Below are 22,292 nucleotides of genomic sequence, written 5' to 3'. Positions count from 1 at the left end.
TATGAGTACTGTACCTGAGTTAGAAGAGTATCAATTTGGTTTTCATGATGATGTGAAACCAATTTTCAGTACGGGAAATGGACTAACAGAGGAAGTTGTTAGAGAAATTTCACGTAAAAAAGAAGAACCAGAATGGATGTTAGAGTTCCGCCTAAAATCATTGGAACAATTCAACAAAATGGCTATGCAAGAATGGGGACCAGATTTATCTGATATTGATTTTGAAAAAATCAAATATTTCCAAAGAGCCAGCGACAAACCTGCTCGTGATTGGGATGATGTACCAGATAAAATCAAAGAAACCTTTGAAAAAATCGGGATTCCAGAAGCGGAACGTGCGTATCTAGCTGGAGCTTCAGCGCAATATGAATCAGAAGTTGTCTACCACAACATGAAAGAAGAATTCCAAAAATTAGGAATCATCTTTACAGATACCGATTCAGCGTTGAAAGAATATCCTGATATATTCAAAAAATATTTCGCAAAATTAGTCCCACCAACAGATAACAAATTAGCAGCACTAAACTCAGCAGTTTGGTCTGGTGGAACATTTATCTATGTACCAAAAGGGGTTCGTGTGGATGTGCCATTACAAACATACTTCCGAATCAATGCGGAAAACACAGGACAATTTGAACGTACGCTGATTATCGTGGATGAAGGCGCTAGTGTTCACTACGTAGAAGGCTGTACAGCACCTACGTATACAAGTAATAGCTTACACGCAGCAATTGTTGAGATTTTTACCCATAAAGATGCGTATACACGTTATACAACCATCCAAAACTGGTCTGATAACGTTTATAACTTGGTAACAAAACGTGCCAAAGCTTATGAAGGTGCCACTGTCGAGTGGATCGACGGAAACTTAGGTGCTAAAACAACGATGAAATACCCAAGTGTTTATTTAGATGGAAAAGGTGCTCGTGGCACAATGCTTTCAATTGCATTTGCTGGGGAAGGCCAAATTCAAGATACAGGGGCGAAGATGATTCATAATGCGCCAAATACATCAAGCTCGATCGTTTCTAAATCAATTGCCAAAGACGGCGGTGAAGTGAATTACCGTGGTCAAGTAACGTTTGGAAAAGATAGTGCTGGCTCGATTTCACATATTGAGTGTGATACGATCATTATGGATGATAAATCGAAATCGGATACGATTCCGTTTAATGAGATTCATAACAGTCAAGTGGCGTTAGAGCATGAAGCGAAGGTTTCGAAGATTTCGGAAGAACAGCTTTATTACTTGATGAGTCGTGGGTTGACTGAAGTTGAGGCGACTGAGATGATCGTTATGGGATTTGTGGAGCCGTTTACGAAGGAATTGCCGATGGAGTATGCGGTTGAATTGAATCGATTGATTAGTTATGAGATGGAAGGATCAGTCGGGTAATTAAATCTTGGAAGCTGGAAATGTCTGATTGCAGGTATTTCTGGCTTTTTTTGTTTTGTGATGTAGAAAGTAACAATAAAATTAACGCCAATTAGAAATAAAAGCCAAATTTTTATGAATTTTAATAGTAATGTGTTGTAATGCTTGATATAATTATCTTGATATAAGAAATGGGGGATGGAATATGAATGTAGAAAATAAAAAAATATTTAAACATTTCCAAAATAATTGTTACTCTTTTCAATTAATTTCTTATGATGCTAAGAAGATTTCATATTCACAACTGATAAAAAAATTAAAACAGGAAAATAGCCGTCAAGTTTTGTTTAACTCTGAAGTTATGATAGAGCTAATAAAAGAAACTGCAATAAATAATAAAGAATATATAGTAGCAGCTCTGAAAATAGGAAGCGAAGATGATTTAGAAGTACAAGAGAATATTAATAAGATAATTCTTTCTATGAGAACTGATTACTCAAATGTAGTAAGATTAATAGAGGAATTGTCTTGGTGTTATGATAATGAATCTATAGATATTAGTGAAATAAAAATTGTAGGTCGAGGCGGAAACTACGACAATGCAAAAATATTATCAAATGGTATATATTTCGGAGATGAAGAAATATTTAATAATTTCATTGTTCCAGTTTTAACGAGGTATTTTAATGGGGAGTGAAGTGTTAAAACAAGTTAAAGTCTTATTCTTAATGATAGGTTCATGTATATGTGCATATAAATTTCCGCTTGCAACCATTTTTTTAAATATAACTGATCAAAAAGTTTTGGCATCATTAGACATTGGTTTTTATAATTTTGTTTTTAGTGTGATATTTGCATTAGTGTTTAATTTCGTCAGCAATCGCTTACTACATATTGACGTAAATATTAGCTACCCAAATCAAGAAACTAATAAGATTGTTTTTTCAGAATCAGATTTAGCAAAAAGCATGGATATAGAAATGAAAATAGTAGCCAAAGGAAAAGTTAGGAAAACTTATAAGAGTATTACTTTGGTATGTCCTGAATCTTATATGATTCAGTTACATGAAAATTCAAGTAGAAAATTTATTTCTATTGACTCAGGCGGTTCAAATTACGAGTTAGATATAAACAAAATGATATCCAGATATAAGAAGGACGTTTCAACTGTTAGAACAATTAAATTAAGTCTAGTTTTGGAAGAATACAACAAGGGTGATAAAGATTACCTTGTTTTAGAAAAACCAATCTGGTTAGGTTTTGTTAGTCTTAAAAAGAATAAATTAGAATTGAAACAAAATTAAGGGGTGTCAATATGGTATATTCAAAGTGGCAAAATACGATAAATAGAGATATAGATAGCTTAATAGATCATATAATGTCTTATTCTGAATGGCTTAAACCTAGTATAGATCCATTTGATAATAGTAATTTATCTTTTAGAATAACAAAAGCTTTTCCAAAAAATGAAAGTATACAACTAAATAATGAAACTGTAGAGTATAATTTTTTAGAGTTTCAATTTGAAAGAGTTAGAAATAGTGAAAAAAAAAATAGTAATAGAGAAAAGAGAATTAGAACTGAAGATTATGAGATAATAATTTACAGCCATAAAAATAAAGTTAAGTATATAGTTAATAGAGGATATACACAACCTACTTTATCTATACTAAGGAAATTGCACGGTTATGAGGGAAAACATGAAATTAAAGAAGAAACTATAGGTGGTATTAAGTCAGACCTTTTTATTTGGTTAGTATATAATTTAATTGAAAATCCTAGCCTACCGTTAGGCGTGAATTCAAGCCTGTACCTAAAAAGTCTAACAGGTTTTATGGGGAAAACAGAAGACAAAATAAACACAATCCAAGGAACTGGGAAAAGAATTCTGAATATGTTGACAACTCTTTTATTTTTATTTGAAAATCAAAATATATCGAAAGTGAATTTAGAAATTAAAGATGATAACCATTTTTATGATATTACTTTAGGAGAAGAAAGTTTCATAGATGTGTCTATAATTGATTATGAAGGACCCGATATGTTTGGTATTGAAGAAATTGTAAAATCAAGAATACTTTTAAGATCATTCATAGAGCTTATACCTAATCTAATAAAAGTTTTTTCAAATGCACAGACACCACCAAGGGCTAGTTGGAGTGAAAAAAAAGAGCGAGCATTTTTTAATGAAATAGGAAAAACTATTAAAAAAAATATTACAGAGTTATTGAAAAAAAAATAATTTTGAGGTTTAAAAACAAAAGTAAAATTGTTTTCTGATCCGCTAAGTATAATATCACAGAATATAGATACTCATTTTTATTGGGTGAATCCAGGGTCGTGTCTATTTAGATCTACTATCATTTGCGGTGTTTTTTTATCAAATGACTTTTTCAAAAGGAGTTTTTATTATTAAAAATGGTCATTTTGGAACATTGTCAATATTTTTTGCTTTCTTTGCAGTTTTTAATGGATTTAGTTTATATTCTAAAACAACCGATGAATACTCGGGTAATTTCTTTCCTAAGTGTCCACAATTTTTGAATGACAATCGCTTGATTTTCAATGACATTTAGTTTTAATAAGAAAATATTGATTTGTTAATATGACTGGTTTTCCAGCTCATTCATTTGTAAAATCTCAAATGAAAGGTTCAGTTGGTTAATAACAAAATAAAAACTAGGAACGCTGTTATCTAGGCATTCCTAGTTTTTTTAATATCTGAAAATAAAAGTAGTATTAATATTAGTACCAGTAGTACCTAGAATAATACTATTTTTGTTTCGGTGAACTTATAAATTTGTATCGGTTTAAAATAGGTTGAACAGTAGAAAGTTTGATATAAAAATGTTAGAGTTATTGAAGAAAAAAAGTAAATAATACTTATTTATAAGATTGAAATAATGCTAACTAAATTATTGCAGTAAGACGGGAGATTATTATGGGCAATTATTATACAGAAAACGAATTTGATGAGTTAGTTGATTCATTAGCAGGAGCAGTAAAAAACTTTAATCTAGTTGTTTTTGTAGGAGCAGGTATTTCACTTTCGCAAGGCTATCCTAACTGGAATGGTTATATTGAAAAATTAATTCATTTTTGGCAATTCAATATACAACATGTTGCGGGGGGAAAGATAGAAGTATCAAATAAATTGCTTTCGCAATTTGATGAAATCTTGAGATCAAAAAATGGTCCAAAAAGAAAGATTGATTTATTACATACTTTGTTGCACGATATTTTGGGAGAAGACTTTGACGATGTAAAGCTTAATTTTGAAAAATATTTTTTTAAAGAAGTCGTACCAGATTATTTAGAAAATAGTGTGTTAGTTGAATTGATAAAATTAGATCCAATCTTTATAACTTCAAATTATGATTTCGAAATTGAGAAACATTTGAAACGTATCAAGCAGAAAGATGCATTTAAAACTATAAATAATCTACATGAATTTACCAATTGGAGTAGTAGACTAATATCTGGTGATGTGTTGCATTTGCATGGAACTACAGAAGGAGAAGGGCATTATTTTGTTAATTCATCATTGGATTATTCTCGGCAATATTTAAAAGAAACACAGGAATTTCAGAAATTAAGAACATGGTTTGAAATGAAACAACCTATTGTTTTATTTCTTGGAAGTAGTATGGAAGAAGAAGAGATTTTATCCTTATTACCAGCAACATCTAAAAATTTTGCGATGATGAAAACAGAGCGGAATGAATCTCCAGAGTTCAGAAACCTTTATAATCAAACCTACCAAAACAATAATCGTACAACCATTTTTTGGTATGGTGATGATTATGATGATTTGCCAAAAGAAGTAGAGAAAATGGTAAGTTCTGTTCAGAGAAAATTAGAAGTGGCTAAGTCTAGTGAGGATTGGGCTATACTCCACAGTATATCAACCGATAAAGAAATTTATCAGAAAATACTTGAGAAATATTCGGAAGATGAACATTATTTATCTGATATTTTTAAAACGGATGATATTGATTTGCAAAAGAAGATTTTAAAAATTACTTTACGTAGTCAGATCTTATTGAAGAAAATTAGTAATATCAGTAGTTTTTGGAATATGGTTAGTAAAAATTTTAAAAATATAGACACTGAACAACTTAAAATAATTGTTGAAATTTTTAAGAATAAAAAACTAAATATTTACTGCCAAGATCTTTTTGAAGTGTATGAACAACTTCTGAACTCAGATAATATTTCAAACGAAGATATTAATGAAATAAGAAAACATTTGGCACAAAATCAATCGTTAGTTAATACATCTTTTTCAGGTGATTCAGATTTGATGGGATATTGGCTAAGTGAACAATTTCAACAGGAAATTTCACGTCATAGAAATATTTTTTACGGTGATCAGAGTCTTAAAATTAATTTTAGAAATGAAATGATTACGCCAATTATCGAGTCAGTAAAGGACGAAGGAATATATCTCTATTGGTCATTTGATGAAATTATTTCAATGGATGGGTTAATAAAGATTATATATAATTCCCTTTTAGATGAAAAATTATTGTTCGAAGATACGTTTATTTTAGAGAATTTCCCCGAACCCTTATTGGAAACGCGTCTATTTCAACGAGTGCTAGTTAATATTGATAATGAAAAGAAATTGCCTAATCCTATTGTTAACAAGTTAATAGCTAAAATTGATTTTACTGATACTATTTTTGGAACTGAGCTAAATGAATTTGCAAGAAATCATAAAACAGAAATAGGAGAGGATGCTCTTGAAGTTTATGAAAATGCGATTGAATCAGGACCTGCTAGTATTGTTCATCCTCGTTCATTTATAGACAGTAGTCAGATTCTTAAAGAAAATGAAGAATCAATCTTGGAGATTTTATTAGGTGGTCAAGATGAGTCATTTTCACAGAGAGAAGACTTTTATTCTGAAAAAACCAATAAAGAAACTTCTAATTATTTGTTAAATGTATTGAAAAAAAATGATGTAGTTTCGCAAAAAATAGAGAAGATAATCATTGATAAGGGGTCACTTCTATATCCAAAATTTGATAGACTTTTTCTCAAAATTTTAACGGATGATTATAACTCTGATTTAAAAGAGAAGGCTTTAAATATATTTTTAGAAAAATTCAATTCAGATAGTTTTAGTTGGGAAGAAAAATTGTTCTTCCAAGAGTTGATTTCTAAAAAGGAATTTGAACATAAAGCTTTTGAAAAGCTATTTCAAGTCGAGGTTAATAAGCTTAGTTATAACTATGTGTATACAAATAAAGAGAGACCTGAATTAATTGAACGTGATGATTTTATTAATACTGAGTTAGGAAGGTATTTGGATATACTGATATTAATAAACAAAAAGGACAAGTCTAAACGTGGTGTAATTAAAGAGATTGTAGCTAAAGTTAATTTCAATCAATTTAGAGAATTTACGCTGGGAGCTTTGACAACAGTTGATAATTCAATAGATTTAGAAAAGGTTACGATCAATACTTTCCAAGGATATTCTTTTTCAATAAGCGGATTCAAACAAGGTGATTTAGATAAATTTAAGCTTGTAGGTCAAGAGTTACTGAAAAAAGGCTATGTAAATAATGTAAATCAAAATAATCTGTTCTTTCTTGCTCTATCTAAGATAAACCCTAGTGATGAAGGAATGGAGATAAATTGGAATAACATCAATTTTTCTTGGATGCTCTCTCTTATTTTTCAAAGTGAATTTGAGTTTGAGTATGAAGAGAAGTGGCTTCGAGAAATAATGCTGCATGATAAGGAAGGTGATTTTGGAAGAGACATTCTTTATTATTTAGAGGAAGACAGCACTGTATTATCTAAAGGAGAAAAGGTTTTACGGGTATTTGAAGAAAACATTTCTGATTATAAAGGGAAGGTAAACATTCATTCACTTCCTGATAGTCTCAAAGAACAAAAAAATAGTGAGAAAAAAGATTTATTGATTAAGCTGTTCTTTTTATTGATAGAAAATTCAAAAATTGAAAAAAGTTATTTTGGCAGTCGTACTTTATTAAGTATCATGCAACAATTACCTTTGGAATCAAAGAAAAGACTTGCAGGTCATGCAAATCTTTCAACGGTTCTTTCACCATTAGAGATTGATGAGTTGAAAAGAGCTATTGATTAAAGTTGAAATTTGTAAGCTGACTATCAAATCGTTGGATTAAAGCAGTGTTGGAAGGCTCAACATGAAGCGATATGGATAGAACAAAGGATTATCTTACCTAATTGTGTGAAATGAATAAAATGATATTTTACATGTATTAATGCAATAAACGAAGTCAACAGCTATTATGTAGATTTAACATAGCTATTGGCTTCGTTTATTATCTAAATCTGTCAATGTTCGAAGAACTCATAAAATGATTGGAATTATTGAGTAATTTTCACTTTTTCTTTTTTCATTAATTGATCCAGTTGTGTTTCTAATCGGTCAATACAGGTTGAAAAATCATCCATAAATGAACCGAAAATTTGAGATATGGAGTAGTAATCTTTTGCAATTTTTTTCTTGTCTAGTGGTAGTTTTCTATTGGCAAAGTGTTTATCTACCACCATTAAAATTTCTGTCCATGATTCAAGTTGTTCCAGAGTATCTTTCATAGCATACATGTCTTGGTAGGAGACTTGTTTGATGGGTTGCTTGTTTTGGGTTAATAGTGTAGTCTTTTCTTTTTCCAATATTTTGTATCCTCCTATTTTTTAGTATGATTGAGATAAAAGGCGATTACACTTTTTAAATATGCCTTATGAACATTATACACTTTATAAAAATGAATTTCAATAGAAATTGGTTTTTATAACTCGTAAATTTTGGTTTTTATGTTGTAAAATTGTGTGTGAAAGAGGAGTGATAAAATGCATGAATCAGAACTTAAACGTTTTATATCAAAAAAGCTAAGCTACTTTCGCTCTAGGAAAAACGTTAGTGCTAGAGAAATGAGTTTGGCAATTGGACAAAGTGATAATTATATCAATTCTATTGAAAATGAGCGTGTTACACCTTCCATTCAAATGCTATATGTTATTTGCGACTATTTAGATGTGACCGTTGAAGAATTTCTTCGAGAAACTCGTTCAAAAGAGTATTATTTGAAAGAAATTAATAAAAGATTGATAGGGTATGAAAGTGAGCAACTAGAACATATTTTGTTAATGTTGAAATCTTTTTAGGAATAAAGCTAGGTGTTGAAATAACGGATAAAAAATATTGAAAAAAGTCATTCTTTAAGATATTGAGAATGGCTTATTTACTGAGTTCAGATTGAGATAATGATGTATACACAATAGATTCCATCAAGACAGTTAATGATTAACTATAAATACACTGAAAAGTATACTTTTACATTGCTTTAATATATAATTTACTTGACTACGTATATAAATAATTAAACATATTTTTATAGATAAAGGGGCAACTAAAATTGAATGATAAAGAATTAAAAAAACTGAAAGACGATCTTTGGACGACGGCGATTGATATGCGTGCCAACTCTAATTTAAGTGCCCATGATTATGCTGAACCCATTTTAGGGCTAATTTTTTTGCGTTTTGCTGACGCTAAATATAAAAAATTTGAAAAAGCTATTGAAGAAGAATTTGAAAAAAGGCAAAAAAGTACACGTATTTCAGCAAATAAAAGTGAGATTGCTCTTGAATTAGCAGGAATTTATGTGCCAGATGACGCAAGATACGATTATTTATTAAATCTTCCAGAAAAAGAAGATGTTATTGCGCCAGCAATTGTAAATGCAATGACTGAAATGGAAAGATATGCATCGTCTGTAGAAGGAGCATTACCCAAAGAAAAATACAAAGAAATACCAGCAACGAATTTAAAAAATTTGCTGAAGAATTTCAAAGATATTCCAACTGAGGGATCAGTTGATATTTTTGGAGAAATCTATGAGTTCTTTCTTGGAAAATTTGCCATGGCTGAAGGACAAGGTGGCGGTGTCTTTTACACCCCAGCATCAGTTGTTCAATATATGGTAGAAGTTGTCCAACCCAAAAAAGGTAGAATATTAGATCCGGCATGTGGCTCAGGAGGCATGTTTGTTCAATCGGCTCTTTATGCGAAAAAACATGGCTATGGCCCAAATGCTTTAAGAGCCCACGGCGTTGAAAAAGAACCGGCAACTGTAAAATTAGCTCAATTGAATTTATTACTTCATAACATGAACGGAGATATTTTCCAAGCCAATTCATTTTACGAAGATCCCCACATTAGCTATGAGAAGTTTGATTATGTTTTTGCCAATCCTCCGTTTAATGTAAGAGGTGTTGAATACGAGCGTGTATGTAATCAAAAAAGATTTAATGAATATGGTATTCCAAGAAATTCTAGTAAAAAAGATGAAATTGAGAAAGTCCCCAATGCCAATTACTTATGGATTAATCAATTTGCCACTGCACTGAAAAAAAATGGAAAAGCAGCATTAGTTATGCCAAATGGAGCTTCCACAGCAGGGGACGGCGGACAAAAAGACATTCGCAAACGTTTATTAGAAAGTGGTCACCTCTCACAAATTGTTGTGTTACCTTCAAATATGTTTAATACAGTTACTTTGCCAGCAACTCTTTGGTTCTTTGATAAATCAAAGAAACATGAAGAAGTTTTGTTTATTAATGCTGATAAAAAAGAATTATATACACAGGTAGATCGTGCACATCGTAAATTTGATGAGGCGCATATTAAAAATCTTGCCTTGATTACAAGGTTGTATGAAGGCAATACTCAAGAATATGAAGAACTCAAAAACTGGTATCAAGAAAATATTGACTTAAATGATGACCAAAAGGAATATTGGCTAAAACAACTAAATTGGGTCAATGAACAATTTCCAGAAAGACTGTATAAAGACATAGCGGGATTATGTAGCGTTGTTCCAGTTCATGGAGAAAACAGCATTGAATCAAAAGATTGGAGTTTATCCCCTGGTCTATACGTTGGTGTGGAAGAGATAGAAGCAGATGAAGAACCATTCGAAGAGAAGATGCAAAGGCTAACAAAGCAATTATCGGAACAGTTCCAACAATCTAGTGAGTTGGAAAAAGAAATTCGTAATGCCCTAGGAGGGATAGGGTATGAGATCTGAGTGGAAAAGAAAACGACTAGATGAAATAATTGATTTTGCTCCTAAAGAAATTCTAAAACGCGATACATTAGCAAAAAAGATTAGTATGGATAAATTGCCTAATTTTGCTAGAAAAATAAATGGTTTTGAAATTGAAATGTTTAAAAGTGGAACTAAGTTTAGAAATGGAGATACTTTGATGGCAAGGATAACTCCTTGCTTAGAAAATGGAAAAACGGCAATTGTAGATATACTAGATAAGGACGAAGTAGGATATGGCTCAACTGAATTTTTTGTTCTGCGTGCTAAAGAAGGCATTTCTGATCCTTTATTTATCTATTATTTGTCTATCTCAGAGGAAATTAGGAACATAGCCATAGCTTCAATGACTGGAACTTCTGGTAGGCAAAGAGCTCAAAAAGAAGCGATATTAGAGTATGAAATGGCTATTCCTACACTTACAGAACAGAAAATAATGAGTCGCATTTTAGGAAATTTAGATTCAAAAATCGAACTCAATAATCAAATTATAAACACTTTAGAAGAAACAGCAACTACTCTTTTCAACCATTGGTTCATTGATTTTGAATTTCCTAATAAAAATGGAAATCCATACAAATTAAATGGTGGGAAAATGATTGAAAGTGAACTGGGTGAAATTCCAGAAGGATGGGAAGTAAGCTCATTAAAGAATATTACAGAAATTATTATGGGACAATCTCCAAAAGGAACATCATATAACAATGAAAATATTGGTTTACCACTAATCAATGGTGCGAGTGATTTTAAGAATGGTTTTGTTAACCCCAAAAAGTATACTACTGAACCTAAAAAAGTGACAAAAAAAGCCGATATTATTTTTGGAGTTCGTGCAACTATCGGGAATCCAACAATTGTTCAGCAAGAATATGCGATCGGTAGAGGAGCAGGTATAGCAAGAGTTATAGATAATCATTATCAAGAATTTGTATTTTTGTTATTAGAAGAAATGTTTAAATATTTTGCGAATACTGGATCAGGAAGTGTGTATATTAATATTTCTAAAAATGATTTTGAAAATTATAAGTTTGTAAGTCCATCATTTGAAGTAATACTGATGTTTCATGAATCTGTAATGAGTATTTTTGAATTGATTGCAAACAAAAGAAGTGAAATTGAATCCTTAAAAGAACTTAGAGACACTCTACTCCCAAAACTTCTTTCTGGAGAAATTGAACTAGAGTAAGAAAAATGAAACTTGAACTAAAGGAGGTCTAAAATGGTTGATTTTATAACGGAAGATGATTTAGAATTGCGTATTATGGAAGAATTTGAAGATTTAGGTTATTCACTTTTGAATGCTTACACAAAAACAAATTCTTCTCTTAAGGACGGAACACATCGACAGACAAAAAAACAAGTTGTTTTACCTGATGTTCTTTTAGAATACGCTCGTAAACTAAATCCTTCAATTCCAGATGCACTCATTGTTGGGGAAGTACAAGCAATTATCAAGGATGATTCTTTGAATTCTAGGTTATTAAAAGATAAAAATTATGAGTATTATCAATCTTTAATCAACGGTGTCAATATAAAATTCTCTCTTAATGATGAGGAACAGATTGAAACATTAAAGCTAATTGATTTTGAGCATCCTGAAAATAATTATTTTATTGCCGCTCGACAAGTTTGGATTGCTGGTGAGATTGGGTACCGTCGACCGGATATTATCGTGTATATCAATGGACTTCCTTTAGTTTGGATTGAGTTAAAGAAACCAAGTGAAAATGTCCAATTAGGGTATTCAAAAAATCTGATGGATCAGAAAAAGGATATTCCGCAATTATTTTTCTTCAATCAATTATGTATTATTTCAAATGGACATATCACCAAGGCTGGCAGCTATAATTCGACTTTCTCTCATTATTTTGAATGGCTTAAAATTGAGGATGAAAAAGAAGTGATTGATCGAACAAAAATTCATGATGAAGAGCTATCCATTCAATATTTACTTAAAGGACTTATGCCAAAAGCGAAACTTTTAGATTATATTGAAAACTTTATTTTGTATCTAAATAAAGATACGAAAATCGTTGCGAAAAATCATCAGTTTTTAGGTGTCAATCATGCGATTGAAGCTTTTGAGAATAGAGAAGCTAGAAATGGAAAATTAGGGGTATTTTGGCATACACAAGGTAGTGGCAAAAGCTTTTCCATGGTGATGTATGTTCGGAAAATAAGACGGAAATTTGCAGGAAACTATACCTTTTTACTTGTGACAGATCGCAATGATTTAGATTCGCAGTTAATCAAAAATTTTGTGCGAACAGGTGTAGTTGAAGATACAAATATGGTTAAACCAAAAAGTGGGTTGCAACTTAGAGAATTACTTAAAAGTAATATCTCGATGATTTTCACTACAATACAAAAATTTAGATACGATAAATACAAAGATTTTCCTCTGCTTTCTGAACGAAAAGATATTATTGTGATTGTAGATGAAGCCCATCGAACTCAATATAAAAATTTAGCTGAAAACATGCGTAAGGGCATACCTAATGCGCAATATATTGCTTTTACAGGAACACCACTGTTAGGTAGTAAACAATTAACCTATGATTATTTTGGAAATCCAGTGAGTGAGTATACATTTAATGATTCCATTAATGACGGTGCAACAGTTCCTTTATTCTATACAAAAAAAGTCCCTACAGTTAATTTGAATAATGATCTGTTAAATGATGAATTTTTGGATATTATTGATAAGGAAGAATTAACAGACGAAGAAAGAAAGAAATTAGAGAATAAATACCGTAGTTCTTTAAACGTAATGAAACGAGACGACCGGTTAGACGAAGTTGCTCAATACATCGTTAAACACTTTCCAAAAAGAGGTTTTTTAGGAAAAGGGATGGTTATTTCAGTCGATAAATATGCGACAGTTATGATGTATAACAAAGTGCAAGAGCATTGGAAAAAAAGAATACGAGCCATTAATTCTGTGTTGCAACAAACACATTCTCAGGAAGAGAAAGAAGCTTTATTAAAAGAGAAAACATTTATGAAGAGTGTCGAAATGGCTGTTGTGGTAAGCGAGGAAAGCGGAGAAGAAGAAAAATTCGAGCGGTTTGGCTTAGATATTACGCAACATAGAAAAAGATATCATCAAGTTGATGACGAAGGTCGTGATATTGAAGAGCAATTCAAAGATCCGGATCATCCTTTACAGCTAGTTTTTGTAACCGCTATGTGGCTAACTGGCTTTGATGCGCCTTCGGTTTCAACGCTTTATTTAGATAAACCAATGAAGAGCCACACATTAATGCAAGCCATTGCCCGTGCGAATCGTGTTTATTCAGATGATAAACGTGGGATTAAGATCAATGGCTTGATTGTAGATCATGTGAATATTTTCCATTATATGAAAAAAGCCCTGAAAGACTACGGCGGTTCTCATCATGAGGCTGAATTAGACTTGCCAGTAAAACAAGTAGATGAGCTGGTTGAGATGCTTGTCTTAACTCAGGAAGAAATTATTCATTTTTGTACATCCTTAAATATTGATTTAATGGAAATAGTAAGTACTGAAGATGTATTTTCAAAAACTTGTAAGATAAAATCTGCAGTTAATGTTGTTCTAGCAACAGATGAGCAAAAAGCACAATTTATTATTTATACGAATTTATTAAAGAATATTTATGATGCTTCTTGTCCTGAAATTTTCCAATATGATTGGGATAATCGTATCTTTAAGCTGGTTCAATACATGTCAAAATTGATGGGAAATTTGATTCAAAATGAGCGAATTGAAGAAGCACAAGTGAAAGTTGAAGCATTATTGGATGTGAGTGTGGATTCGGAGAATTTATTTTATATCAAAGAAGATTCAGATGTTGATTATAATAATAAAACAATCTCACTTTCAGAGTTAGATGTAGAAACAATGATTGCAAAAATTCAGAAATCAGAATATGTAAATATTAAATTGGTTGAATTGAGAAATTTTATCGAACAAAAATTAGAAGCAATGCTAAATAAGAATGAAACAAGAGTTTCTTTTGCTCAAAGGTACGAAAAATTAGTTCAAGGATATAATGCGGGTGCTACAGCAAATGAGAATTATTTTGAAGAGTTAAAGAAATTTGTAAAAGATTTGAAAAAAGAAGATGCACGTGCGTCAACAGAACATCTTTCCGAAGAAGAATTGGTTTTATATGATTTACTCTTGAAAGAAAAACTAACAAAAGAAGAAGAAAAGCAAGTGAAATCAGCAGCCACTCAATTGTATCATTCGTTGATGAAAGAAAACGGAAAATTTTTGAGTGTCGACTGGTTTAAAGATGAACAGCCAAAACAACGAGTGAAAAATAAAATAGAAACAGTGCTTGATAAAGCATTACCAGATTCATACGATAAAGAAGTCTTTCAAAATAAGACAGAAACCATCTTCCAATTTATCTTGAATAGAGCTGTATCAGGTAGGGGGTATGTTGGAAACTTATAAAATAAGAATAGTATTGAAATGAATGATCAAATTTCAATACTATTTTTGTATAGAAAGTTTTATTCAACCTATGAAGGAGGTTTGGAAATGGAGTCCAAAATTCGGGATTATTTAGCAGGAAATTTAAACTTTTTATCGGATGAACTAAGTTTAATTGGAAAAGAATACTTATTACCCAATAATGATGGGACAAAAGGATATGTAGATTTACTAGCTAAAGATAAGCAAGGGAACTACGTGATTATTGAAATAAAAAGAAGTAATCAAGCTGCACGACAAGCGTTACACGAAATTTTCAAATATTCAGCTTTATTAAAAAGAAATCTATATATTAAGCAAAGCGAAATTAGAGTTATCTTAATTTCTACAACTTGGGATGAATTATTGGTTCCTTTTTCTCAATTTGTATTAGAGACTGATTTACTAGTTGAAGGTTATGAGATCGATTTAAATAGTAATTTTATACCAATAACTAAAAGAAAGATAAAACCACTACCTAATCCTATTCAAAGAAAAATATCAAGAATTCAACATATTTTTCTCTATGCGTCCAAACGTTGTATAGATGATGAATTATCAATAATAGGTTATCTTTTAGAACAAGTGGGTATTAAGGAATATATTTTATTAAATCTAAATTATCAAGGCACAAATAATCAGGTTATCTATCCAAAAGGGATATATCTAGCTTTCCAAACAGTACCAATTGGTAATTATATAGAATTTTGTAAAAAACAGGGTAAAAATGATTTAATAGATTATGAAAATTTATATGAAAAATTATTAGAAATAGAGCAATATTGTGATGGAGAAGAATTACAGGGAGAGATAGAACAAGCAATATTAGGGGAGGTAATCAACCGATCATATTGTGATACATCTGAGATTGGCTATCCAGAGAAATTTTTGAATATGTTGAATTCTGATTGGAAGATTGAGCATCCTGTTTGTGGAGGAGCTTTTGCTAAAGACCAATTATATACAGTAAATAAAATAGTTCAAGATACAGCAGGGTTAAACGATACGAATTATGTATTCTTTTATGATTATGCCAATTCTAACCATTTGGCAAAACTGAAAGAGGTGTTTAGCAGTGCAAAGAATGTTTTTTACGGTAATAAAATTTGGAAGCAACATTTTACTTGTATTTTTAATGAATTAGAAGAGAACTACGACAACTATACGATTTTTGTTTCTATAACAAATCCTGAAAGTATATTGGAATGTATAGCGTATGGAATAGAACCTACATATGAAATTATCATAGATCATAAAGATTATGAATCAGCGCAAATATATCGAGGAAATATAGAATACAATTTTAAAGAAATATCTTTAAAAGACATTTTATTGCAGCATTTTAATAATGACCCCATGATGTTGTTTATTGTACTAAATTATGGAGAATTATATATGCAAGAAATGGATATAATGAAAGATATCGGACTAAAATATGTTAGTAAGAGATATGACATTTCTGATGATAAAACAGAATGTTATGATGTACGTATTTCAGAATATGGAGAGATATTTTATACTCCTTGTGAAGAAAAAACACTCTTTCAGGATTATTTGAAGGATAGTCATGTCTTAGTTTCAGATTTAAAAGAACTTTTTTCAAGTAATATCGCATATGATAATTAGTATTATTTTGCTAAATTTATAAAAATGACAGAAAGGACAATAAAAATGATTCAAAATTATCTTGATCTTCATATTTCTCTATCCGATATTATTAGCATTATTATATCAAGTATCGCTTTATTTTTTTCTTATAAGGCGATTAAACAAACAAATAAGTCGATAGAGCTAAGTAATAAGCAAAGTTTATTTGATAGAAGATTGATCATTAATGACTTTTTTAATGCAATTATAGAGTTAAATTTTTCTTATATAGATTCTTTAAATTTAGATACTGATTTTAAGGATTACTATAGGTCTAGAGCAGGAAATTCACTAAAAGGACATAAAGCATTAAACGAATTAATTAATAATCAATTTGTACAAGTAGTCAATCATTCTTTATTTGTAGATAAGATAAGATTTTCAGAAGCGGATGATAAAAAAGAATATGAGTTGGTTCGAGTGGAATACTTAAAATATAAATCAGAATTAAAAAGCAAAAGCAATCAAGTTTCATTTTTATTTTCTGATCAAGTATATAATCAACAACTAAAAAAGATATTAGAAACATACTTGGATGTATTAGATAGTTATAATGCTTATTATTATTGTTACTTTAATACAGAAATACTCAATCAACCCTATAGAATTAATAGTATGATTGCTCATCTTGAAAAAATAAAAAAAGCTCAAATAGTGATGATTTCTCTAATTAGTGAAAGTGATGATATAAAAAAATATATGAATTCTGAGATGAATTTTTTAAGATAGTTAGTTTTGTAGAATATTTTATATAAATATTTTGATATTTTTTTGACATGTATTGATTAGTAAAAAATAATAAAAGCTAAAATCACAAAAAAATCCAGATTTTAGCTTTTTTACTGCATCAAACTTTCTGTATACCTACTTAATCTTCCCTCTCTGAACCATCCTCGCTACAATCTCCTCACTCTCCTTCAATACCCCCTCAAAATCCCCAGAAAATACCTGATACAACTGCTGACAAGAATAATACCGCATCCGCATATCCTTCTTATTCCTCGTAACCTTCCCATCAAAAAATTCATCCAAATAAACCAATGACTTCTGCCAAGACCGAAGCTTGATCAACTCACTCCGCACATCCAAAATATCCTGATAAGGTACCGCCTTCAAATTCTGTTCTTTACTCATCACTACACATCCATTCCTATTTTTTTGAAAAACCAACAGGAAAATAAAAAACGATCAGACCTATCTGTGCCTCATCGTGTGCAATAGTTCGCCAAAGAACACATGAAATCGCCAAAAAGATGAAAGAATCCAGCAAAGAGACTAGTAAAATCAATCAAAATTAAGTACAATAAAACATGCGAGTACTTCGGTACGCGCTATCGGCAACTCGGATAAGCAGTCGTTGCTGTTTATTCGGGGCCTTGCAACATGATTCCAGTCAGGTTGTAAGGTGCCGTTTTTTATTTTTCTATTTTTTAACTGGTACATCGTTACGTTTCATTATCACCATCATCGATAAAATTCAGACCTAGAATAGAAACAAAAAAGGCATTGGCGCAATGTCCAATACCTGAATAAGTCAATAGTACCTTAAAGAAACCTAGCAATCCTTTCTAGTGGTAACTCAAAAAGAGACACGACAAAAAAGCTAGTGATTCATTTACTATTGGCATACTTGTGCGGACAGTCGTTGCTGTTTTCAAGACCATTTCCGTTCAGTTCCAGCCAAACAAAAAGGTGCCAAGGATTAAATTGTCATAAAGTTGAGTGATGTTCTGAATCAGGACTTACTCAGCTTTTTTATTTCCATTCTATACACTAAGTATAAATAAATCGACAGCGAGAATCAAGGCGAACAGAGAAAAAAAGCAAATAAATAACTATGAAAAATTTATTATTTGGATTGAAACTTATCTTAAAAAATGAAAAACATTCCATATAGAAAAAAAGAATTGATTTTTGATTATATTTGTAATACAATTTGATAAACAAGTTAATGGTAACGGTTACTTTATTTATCATTTGTGAATTATTGAGCGTTCCGTTCTATTTAAAAGGAGGAATTATTTTGGAAATAAAAATCACGATTGTATTGATAGTTATATCTCTTTTATGCTTTGCTTCATCTTATTATTACAATGGTAATGGGCAATTGGGGTACAAAGGAATTCTCTTTTGGAAATCTAAGGAAAACGATCGAGGTTTTGTTTATAAATATTCTAATAGATCCTTTGGTATATTACTATTTATAGGTAGTACATTTTTTTTATTATTGTTTACGTTGATTGAAAATAAATCTTTAAACCCAAAGTATTTGCAAGACATACGTATAGCGTATTTGATATATTTTTTATTTTCTATGTTAGCATCCGAATTATTTGTTACTTATAAGAAAAGAAAAGCTAAAATATGAGTAGCATATAAAATATATATTCTTGACAAAAAAAGGTGCCGATTATTAGATTGCTATAAAGTTGAGTGATGTTCTGAATCAGGACTTACTCAGCTTTTTTATTTATATTATGCATACCATACTCCGAAAAAATAAGAAACGTCAATAATTTATCTAAAATAAAACAAAAGTTTATTGACTAAAAGTATTTATTTTCGTACAATAAATACATGTTCGAATGAACATTCGTTCATATTTAGGTTGTTGGGTTACAAAAAAATTTACACTAAAAAAGGAGGGAAAACAATGACGTACATCAATTTTAAAGAGGTCAGCAAAAAATACCAAGTAAGCGGAGAAGTCACGGTAAACGCTGTAAACCAAGTAAACTTCACGATTAAAGAAGGGGAGTTTGTCGTAATCGTTGGTGCAAGTGGAGCTGGAAAAACAACCCTTTTGAACCTACTAGGTGGAATGGAAAAAACAAGTTCCGGTACAATCGTTATCGACAATAAAGAAATCTCTTCACTAAAAAAAGAAGAACTGACAGAATATCGGAGGAATGATGTTGGGTTTGTCTTTCAATTTTACAATTTAGTCCCTAATTTATCTGCTTTGGAAAATATTGAGTTAGCTGCGGAAGTTTGTAAAGAGCCGCTTAATTCTCGTGAGGTATTAACTAGCGTTGGTCTTGATCAGCGAGCAGGGAATTTTCCAAGTCAGTTATCAGGTGGCGAACAACAACGTGTATCTATTGCCAGAGCACTTGCGAAAAATCCTAAAATGTTACTATGTGATGAACCAACAGGCGCCTTAGATTCAGAGACAGGTAAAACGATTATCAAACTTTTAATAGACACATCTAAAAAAATGAATAAAACAGTGATTATTGTGACCCACAATGCAGAGTTCACTAAAATCGCGGATAAAGTCATTAAAATGCATAATGGAAAAATTGCAGATATTTATAGGCAGGAAAGTCCTTCAGATGTGGAGGACTTGGTATGGTAATGTCTCCTTTGAAAAAAATGTTTCTTCGTAGTTTTAAAAAGAACAGCATCCAGCTTCTATCAATTGCATTGATGTTGATTTTAGGTGTAGCGATCTATATAGGAATCGATAGTACTTGGAGAAGTTTAAATGACTACGTTGAAACGAACTATCGTAAAGAAAATAAAGCGGACATTGAAGTATTGATCAAGCCAACCAACAAAGATTTTTCACGGCTTGGTGAGTCAGAAAACATTAAGCAGCTCGAAGAGCAATTTCTAATAGAAGGGGCAATTATAGGTAGTGACGGCAAAGAAGTCTTAATTAACGGCGTAGATCAAGAAGCTAAACTCAATCAGTACACGATTGTTAAAGGGAAAAATTTAAACAAACAGAATACGGTTGTTATCGATAAAAGCTTCGCTGAAGCAAATCATTTAGATGTTGGGGACAAACTCACGATTGAAATAAATTCACTTGAGAAAGAGGTTTCGATTAGTGGATTGGCTGTAAGCTCTTCTTATATTTATATTACGCCAGATTCAACAACCGTGGTACCAAATCACGAAGATTACGGCTTTATCTATATGAATAAAAAAGACACGAAAAATTTTACACAAAATAATGCAATGACCAATAAACTCGTCATAAAAGTAGCAGATGGGAAAAATGTCGAAACAGTCAAAAAAGAAATCGAACAGAAATACGAACAGGAAATTATTAGTATTCTAGAGTCAAAGGAAACGTTGAATGATTTAGCTACTAGTCAAAAAGTACAACAATATCAATCAATAGGCAACCTATTTCCAATTATCTTTTTTGCAATTGTCATCCTAATGAGCTTCACAACAATGTATCGTCTAATCAATAAGGAACGAGCAATCATTGGAACGATGAAAGCGTTAGGCTACAGCAGTTTTAAAATAATTACGCATTATTTATTTTATGGTATATGGATGAGTATTATTGGTGTATTTTTCGGCGTTTTAATTGGTTGGAAGGTCATTCCTAATTATATCTGGCGATTTTTTAACGAGTTATTTATTTTTGATCATCCTGAAATTGTCATCAATGGCTACCAAGTGGCGATAATTACTACGTTATCTGTATTTAGTACATGTGTTGCCACGTTGATTGTTTTTTATAATGTTGAAAAAGAGTCGCCAGCTTCACTTTTAAGAGAAAAGAGTACCACCAAAGGCTATAATATTTTGTTGGAACGAATCAAGCCTTTTTGGAAGGGCTTAAAAACGTCCCAAAAGTTGACGCTACGGCAAATGTTTAGAAGTAAAATCAGAATGTCAATGACGATTATAGGAGTGGTTGGCTGCACGAGTCTTTTGTTATCTGCTTTGGGAATTAGAGATACAATTAATCATGTGGCTAGCTCAGTTTACGAAAAATCTTATTTATACGAAGAAAAGGCTTATGTAGCAAGTGACACAGATTCAAGAGAACTGTATGATAAAACTCGGAGCAATAAAGAGATAGAAGGACTTGAAGAACGACCATACTTTATTCTATCTGATAGTAAAAATAAGAGTGGATTGATTCATGTTATAGAGGATAGTAGTTCGTATATAAAATTTTATGACGAGAATAAACAAGTAAAATTATCAGAGGATCGTTTACTTATTACAAAGAAAACAGCTGAAATTTTTTCTTTAAATAAAGGAGATGATATTCAATTTAGAAATTCTGTTGGGAATTTAGTCAAACTAAAGGTGACTGATATTGCAGAGTTGAGTATTGGGCAAGGCTTCTATTTAACAAAATCTGCATGGGAGAAAGCTGATCAAGTATTCGTGCCAACGAGTTTGGTAGGTAAAAATCTAAAATCAACATTTTCAAATAATGAAATGAAGAAAATTGTCCTAACAAAAAATCAGGAAAATGACTTTTTGGGTAGCATGGGAAGTACCCTTTCGATGTCGATTTTATTGATATTGTCTGCTAGTCTGTTGTTGACTGTTGTTTTATACAATCTAGGCACGTTGAATTTTTCAGATAGAGAACGTGATATGGCGACTTTATCTGTTTTAGGTTTTAGATTTTCCGAACTGAAAAAAATTCTTTCGACTGAAAATATTATTTTATCTCTTTGCGGTATCATTATAGGGATACCTTTTGGGATTAAAATTCATGAAAAGATCTTTTCTAATGCAGGAATGGGTGATGAGCTTTATTTCAGACCAGTTATTGATCAACAGAGTTATTTGATTACGATTATTTTTACGATTGTTTTAATCATTATTGTGAATTGTCTCTCCAATCGAAAAATTAATAAGATTAAAATGACTGAAGCGCTTAAGAGTGTTGAATAATATATAGTTTTATTTGATGATGTTTCAATAAACAGAG

General features: G+C 31.1%; 16 protein-coding genes. 14 read left to right on the top strand and 2 right to left on the bottom strand.

The genetic code is table 11. The features are described 5' to 3' along the window. The first annotated feature begins 1 nt into the window (after window position 1). From sufB to IGJ02_RS09955, 5 genes are all read left to right on the top strand, one after another. Window positions 2-1,396: a Fe-S cluster assembly protein SufB gene (gene sufB / locus IGJ02_RS09975; protein ID WP_069654610.1), complete on the top strand. Its 1,395-nt coding sequence runs from the start codon at window positions 2-4 to the stop codon at window positions 1,394-1,396. Window positions 1,397-1,580: 184 nt separating this feature from the next. Next, window positions 1,581-2,072, top strand: a complete 492-nt coding sequence (locus IGJ02_RS09970) for a hypothetical protein (protein WP_208928007.1) — start codon at window positions 1,581-1,583, stop codon at window positions 2,070-2,072. Beyond that, a complete protein-coding gene (locus IGJ02_RS09965; protein ID WP_208928006.1) occupies window positions 2,062-2,679 on the top strand; it encodes a hypothetical protein in 618 nt (205 codons plus the stop codon). Before IGJ02_RS09970 ends, IGJ02_RS09965 begins: the two co-directional genes overlap by 11 nt. 11 nt (window positions 2,680-2,690) lie before the next feature. After that, complete coding sequence (locus tag IGJ02_RS09960; protein ID WP_430601875.1) at window positions 2,691-3,617, top strand: hypothetical protein; 927 nt, start codon at window positions 2,691-2,693, stop codon at window positions 3,615-3,617. Window positions 3,618-4,316: 699 nt separating this feature from the next. Next, window positions 4,317-7,496 (top strand): SIR2 family protein, encoded by a 3,180-nt coding sequence (locus IGJ02_RS09955; RefSeq protein ID WP_208928004.1) that lies wholly within the window; start codon window positions 4,317-4,319, stop codon window positions 7,494-7,496. 245 nt (window positions 7,497-7,741) lie between these two features. On the opposite strand, the gene IGJ02_RS09950 is transcribed toward IGJ02_RS09955, so the two are convergent. After that, complete coding sequence (locus IGJ02_RS09950; protein ID WP_244148179.1) at window positions 7,742-8,050, bottom strand: hypothetical protein; 309 nt, start codon at window positions 8,048-8,050, stop codon at window positions 7,742-7,744. 177 nt (window positions 8,051-8,227) lie between these two features. Here IGJ02_RS09950 and IGJ02_RS09945 point away from each other — a divergent pair, with 177 nt between their 5' ends. The 6 genes from IGJ02_RS09945 to IGJ02_RS09920 all read left to right on the top strand — a co-directional run bounded on the left by IGJ02_RS09945 (window position 8,228) and on the right by IGJ02_RS09920 (window position 17,323). After that, window positions 8,228-8,542: a helix-turn-helix domain-containing protein gene (locus IGJ02_RS09945; protein ID WP_208928003.1), complete on the top strand. Its 315-nt coding sequence runs from the start codon at window positions 8,228-8,230 to the stop codon at window positions 8,540-8,542. A gap of 251 nt (window positions 8,543-8,793) precedes the next feature. Further along, window positions 8,794-10,467 carry an HsdM family class I SAM-dependent methyltransferase gene (locus IGJ02_RS09940; RefSeq protein WP_208928002.1) on the top strand — a complete coding sequence of 558 codons (1,674 nt, stop codon included), beginning with the start codon at window positions 8,794-8,796 and terminating at the stop codon, window positions 10,465-10,467. Then, a complete protein-coding gene (locus tag IGJ02_RS09935) occupies window positions 10,457-11,671 on the top strand; it encodes a restriction endonuclease subunit S (protein ID WP_244148178.1) in 1,215 nt (404 codons plus the stop codon). The genes IGJ02_RS09940 and IGJ02_RS09935 overlap by 11 nt, the downstream gene beginning before the upstream one ends. A gap of 33 nt (window positions 11,672-11,704) precedes the next feature. Continuing rightward, a complete protein-coding gene (locus IGJ02_RS09930) occupies window positions 11,705-14,929 on the top strand; it encodes a type I restriction endonuclease subunit R (RefSeq protein ID WP_430601874.1) in 3,225 nt (1,074 codons plus the stop codon). A gap of 87 nt (window positions 14,930-15,016) precedes the next feature. After that, entirely contained in the window at window positions 15,017-16,573 is a 1,557-nt protein-coding gene (locus tag IGJ02_RS09925; RefSeq protein WP_430601873.1) for an endonuclease NucS domain-containing protein, read from the top strand. Between the two features lie 45 nt (window positions 16,574-16,618). Continuing rightward, window positions 16,619-17,323 (top strand): hypothetical protein, encoded by a 705-nt coding sequence (locus tag IGJ02_RS09920; RefSeq protein ID WP_430601872.1) that lies wholly within the window; start codon window positions 16,619-16,621, stop codon window positions 17,321-17,323. Between the two features lie 135 nt (window positions 17,324-17,458). Here IGJ02_RS09920 and IGJ02_RS09915 read toward each other — a convergent pair whose 3' ends face one another. Continuing rightward, window positions 17,459-17,728, bottom strand: a complete 270-nt coding sequence (locus IGJ02_RS09915) for a hypothetical protein (protein ID WP_430601871.1) — start codon at window positions 17,726-17,728, stop codon at window positions 17,459-17,461. Window positions 17,729-18,617: 889 nt separating this feature from the next. On the opposite strand from IGJ02_RS09915, the gene IGJ02_RS09910 reads away from it, so the two are divergent. The 3 genes from IGJ02_RS09910 to IGJ02_RS09900 all read left to right on the top strand — a co-directional run bounded on the left by IGJ02_RS09910 (window position 18,618) and on the right by IGJ02_RS09900 (window position 22,255). Further along, window positions 18,618-18,962, top strand: coding sequence for a hypothetical protein (locus tag IGJ02_RS09910; protein WP_430601870.1), 345 nt, complete (start codon window positions 18,618-18,620; stop codon window positions 18,960-18,962). A 285-nt stretch (window positions 18,963-19,247) separates the two neighbouring features. Then, the gene (locus tag IGJ02_RS09905) at window positions 19,248-19,952 is read left to right on the top strand and encodes an ABC transporter ATP-binding protein (protein ID WP_430601869.1); all 705 of its coding nucleotides are present in this window, start codon (window positions 19,248-19,250) and stop codon (window positions 19,950-19,952) included. Next, on the top strand, window positions 19,946-22,255 hold the full coding sequence (locus tag IGJ02_RS09900) for an ABC transporter permease (RefSeq protein ID WP_430601868.1): 2,310 nt from the start codon (window positions 19,946-19,948) through the stop codon (window positions 22,253-22,255). Before IGJ02_RS09905 ends, IGJ02_RS09900 begins: the two co-directional genes overlap by 7 nt. Window positions 22,256-22,292 lie beyond the last annotated feature (37 nt).

The sequence above is a fragment of the Enterococcus sp. DIV0724b genome (assembly GCF_050531475.1).
GTDB classification, from domain to species: domain Bacteria; phylum Bacillota; class Bacilli; order Lactobacillales; family Enterococcaceae; genus Enterococcus_L; species Enterococcus_L haemoperoxidus.
This window is presented reverse-complemented; position numbering and strand designations above follow the sequence as displayed.

Excerpts from the sequence above, each read along its gene's own strand:
- sufB (WP_069654610.1), top strand. The coding sequence starts at position 2 with ATGAGTACTGTACCTGAGTTAGAAGAGTATCAATTTGGTTTTCATGAT.
- IGJ02_RS09970 (WP_208928007.1), top strand. The coding sequence starts at position 1,581 with ATGAATGTAGAAAATAAAAAAATATTTAAACATTTCCAAAATAATTGT.
- IGJ02_RS09965 (WP_208928006.1), top strand. The coding sequence starts at position 2,062 with ATGGGGAGTGAAGTGTTAAAACAAGTTAAAGTCTTATTCTTAATGATA.
- IGJ02_RS09960 (WP_430601875.1), top strand. The coding sequence starts at position 2,691 with ATGGTATATTCAAAGTGGCAAAATACGATAAATAGAGATATAGATAGC.
- IGJ02_RS09955 (WP_208928004.1), top strand. The coding sequence starts at position 4,317 with ATGGGCAATTATTATACAGAAAACGAATTTGATGAGTTAGTTGATTCA.
- IGJ02_RS09945 (WP_208928003.1), top strand. The coding sequence starts at position 8,228 with ATGCATGAATCAGAACTTAAACGTTTTATATCAAAAAAGCTAAGCTAC.
- IGJ02_RS09935 (WP_244148178.1), top strand. The coding sequence starts at position 10,457 with ATGAGATCTGAGTGGAAAAGAAAACGACTAGATGAAATAATTGATTTT.
- IGJ02_RS09930 (WP_430601874.1), top strand. The coding sequence starts at position 11,705 with ATGGTTGATTTTATAACGGAAGATGATTTAGAATTGCGTATTATGGAA.
- IGJ02_RS09925 (WP_430601873.1), top strand. The coding sequence starts at position 15,017 with ATGGAGTCCAAAATTCGGGATTATTTAGCAGGAAATTTAAACTTTTTA.
- IGJ02_RS09920 (WP_430601872.1), top strand. The coding sequence starts at position 16,619 with ATGATTCAAAATTATCTTGATCTTCATATTTCTCTATCCGATATTATT.
- IGJ02_RS09915 (WP_430601871.1), bottom strand. The coding sequence starts at position 17,728 with ATGAGTAAAGAACAGAATTTGAAGGCGGTACCTTATCAGGATATTTTG.
- IGJ02_RS09905 (WP_430601869.1), top strand. The coding sequence starts at position 19,248 with ATGACGTACATCAATTTTAAAGAGGTCAGCAAAAAATACCAAGTAAGC.
- IGJ02_RS09900 (WP_430601868.1), top strand. The coding sequence starts at position 19,946 with ATGGTAATGTCTCCTTTGAAAAAAATGTTTCTTCGTAGTTTTAAAAAG.